Origin of the sequence: Blautia sp. HCP3S3_B11, from assembly GCF_052064435.1 — a bacterium.
GTDB lineage: Bacteria > Bacillota > Clostridia > Lachnospirales > Lachnospiraceae > Blautia_A.
In genome coordinates this window covers 1-2,561 of record NZ_JBQHVP010000044.1, presented here as the reverse complement: position 1 = coordinate 2,561, position 2,561 = coordinate 1, and the positions used below count along the sequence as shown (strand labels likewise).

Annotated in this window: 3 protein-coding genes; all 3 read right to left on the bottom strand. The window is 38.6% G+C overall.

The features are described from left to right. Positions 1-46 precede the first annotated feature (46 nt). Genes ACTNC0_RS18115 through ACTNC0_RS18105 form a run of 3 tightly spaced genes read right to left on the bottom strand, consistent with a single transcriptional unit; the run spans position 47 to position 2,401 of the window. Positions 47-472 (bottom strand): plasmid pRiA4b ORF-3 family protein, encoded by a 426-nt coding sequence (locus tag ACTNC0_RS18115; protein WP_279206856.1) that lies wholly within the window; start codon positions 470-472, stop codon positions 47-49. Next, on the bottom strand, positions 462-686 hold the full coding sequence (locus ACTNC0_RS18110) for an ErpK protein (protein ID WP_279206857.1): 225 nt from the start codon (positions 684-686) through the stop codon (positions 462-464). Before ACTNC0_RS18110 ends, ACTNC0_RS18115 begins: the two co-directional genes overlap by 11 nt. Before the next feature lie 5 nt (positions 687-691). Then, positions 692-2,401 (bottom strand): IS1634 family transposase, encoded by a 1,710-nt coding sequence (locus ACTNC0_RS18105; protein WP_279206858.1) that lies wholly within the window; start codon positions 2,399-2,401, stop codon positions 692-694. Positions 2,402-2,561 lie beyond the last annotated feature (160 nt).

Below are 2,561 nucleotides of genomic sequence, written 5' to 3'. Positions count from 1 at the left end.
TCTTAACTTCCTATAAAATTAACTCTCGTCATGTCCAAACAACGCATTATTCATAGTCAAAATCTTCTTCATCCCAGTCTGGATACTGTTGAATGCTTCCTTTTGACTTAATTATCCGAGGCTTGAAATTCTCCTGAACTTCACTGATTTTCGACACCGTAATTGTGAACATCCAATCATCTCCGAAGTCATAATGAAGTGCAAATTTCTGTCCCTTACAAAGTCCGACCTCGTCCAGAGTTATATCTGCCGAAGGTTCGTCTCCCTCAGGATCTGACTGATATGTATATTCACTATACATACGGTTATCCATACAAAACTCATACAGATGCTCGTCTATGAAGTCAAATGCCTCCAGGATAACCTGGCATAATTGATTTAATGTGCTATTACCGCAAATTTCGATATTTCTATAAATATCACGTCCTCTGCCGACAGGATATATCTTCATCGAATACTGATTATTCATCATCCACCTCATTTCCAGACAGGAATCTCATCACTTCCTCAAAAGAACGTTCACTATTGGCAAATGCCTCCATCAGTTCCTTACTTCGAAGTTCATCTCTTTTTCTCATCAGTTTCTCCAGCTTATCCAGTTCTGCTTCATATCTGTCTTTTGCTTTTGAAACCAGTTCTTTTTGTGTTTCAATCTTTTCTTCTATCGGAATGTTTCTTCTTGCCATGGTTCTTATCCTTCTTTCTCTATCTTCATTAGGTCTTCATTAATCGCAGCCGCCTGAGTTCTGACATTTGCTGTTGTCATGTTAAATGCCTTCAGGATTTCTTTCTGCGTAGCTGTAACTGCATAATCCATGCGGTATCCACGGTCGCTCTGTCGGATCAGTTCTATCTTTTCCAGTTCCCTGATTGCAGCCGGAACGGTCATATAATTTTTCTTTCCGCTCTTTTGCATCTCTTCCTTCAGGCAGGTATAAAACCTGCTTCGAATAATTAGTGCCACAAACTCTATGAATATCTTTGCATGTACAGATTCGCTTGTATGTACTCGGAAGCTTTTGTTCCCAAGATAAGATTTATCTCCACGGAATAACTTCTCTGACGCATCTCTGCTCTTGTACAGTTCAAGTGCCTGTGCAGCCGTCATCTTTTCTGACGTTATTATGACAAAATATCCACAAAGCCGTATCTCTTCATTGATCACATCATGAAGTTCACGGCCATACATGAATTTTTCATCCTTTTTGCCTTTATTGTAATAGATCAGATCAAAGTACCTGGCGAAGCCCCCGCCTTTGATTTCGTATTTTGTGCCTTCATGTTTATGAAGACATTCAGCCATTCGGTCAATCTTTGCTTCGATAGCCTCATGTTCACTGCTTCGCTTTCTGTCATTGTAGAAAATGTGGAAATAACGTTCTTTTTCATCAGACGGATAAAGCTGCTTTTTTACAGTAATGCCGCTTACTTTATAATCTCTGATACTGTATCTCCGGTCTTCCTCAAAAGTTCCTTTTACTTCAAGAACAAGACTTTTTACAAGTTCCTTCATACCCTTCATCATAATGACAAACTCATATCCGCATTTGTCCATGTAGTGTATGTTTTCTTTACTAAAATATCCCCTGTCCAGGATAAAACCAACGTTTTTGTAGCCATAACCTCCTGCTTTTTCCAACGTGTACTGTAGCTGTGAGACATCCACAATACTTCCCGGATAATCCTCATAGTACAGCGGTTTTGCATTGTTTCCGTCATAGGCAACAGAATAATTAATGACAGGTGCACCGGTATCTTCCTTGGGATGGCCGTATTCTACAAAATCAATATCCCCCGCCTGGCAGTTTTTGTTTGTTGAATCGTAAGATATGTATATCTTTTGGCTATGATCCTGTTTTTCATTCCATTCATCCAGAAATGTAAGACTTTGGTCTCTTGTAATACTGTTAATGAAGTCAGAAACCTTCGAGTCACTATAGATTTTCATCCTGTCCGTGAATAACGGATGATTAAATGCATAATCAGGATAATACTGACCAGCATTGTTCTCTGCAATGATTGAATACACAGCCAGATCAAGAAACAAGCCGCTATTCTTACCGATGATGTCTCCAATCATTTCATCCAGGTGATACTCTGAAATGATTCTTCGCAACACTAAATATGTGCCAACTCTGAGACACCCACTCCTGTAAGCTTCACCTTTTGTTTCTGGAAGTTCTTCAGCCGGAAAAAATTTCATAAAGTTAGTATTCGGATACATCAGGTTCGGATCATCATCTGTGCACTTGCCAATCGATGTATTCTTAGGGACAGTATATCCTTTTTCTGAACTGTAATTATGCTCATATGCGTAATAAATGTACGTGGTTCCCTTGATTTTTTTACGAGTTATCCCAGCTGAATCAGATGGTATTTTTACTTTAAAATCGAGATACATGGCGCCCACCTTTTCGAGAGTTAATTACTTCTCTTTTATTCTACCATATTTACTCAATTTTTCAAGAAAAATCGCATTTTTTCACTGAAATCAAGGGATTTTTACCATCTTCATTACCTTTTCTGATACAAACGAGAGTTAATTATCATGGAAGTTCACA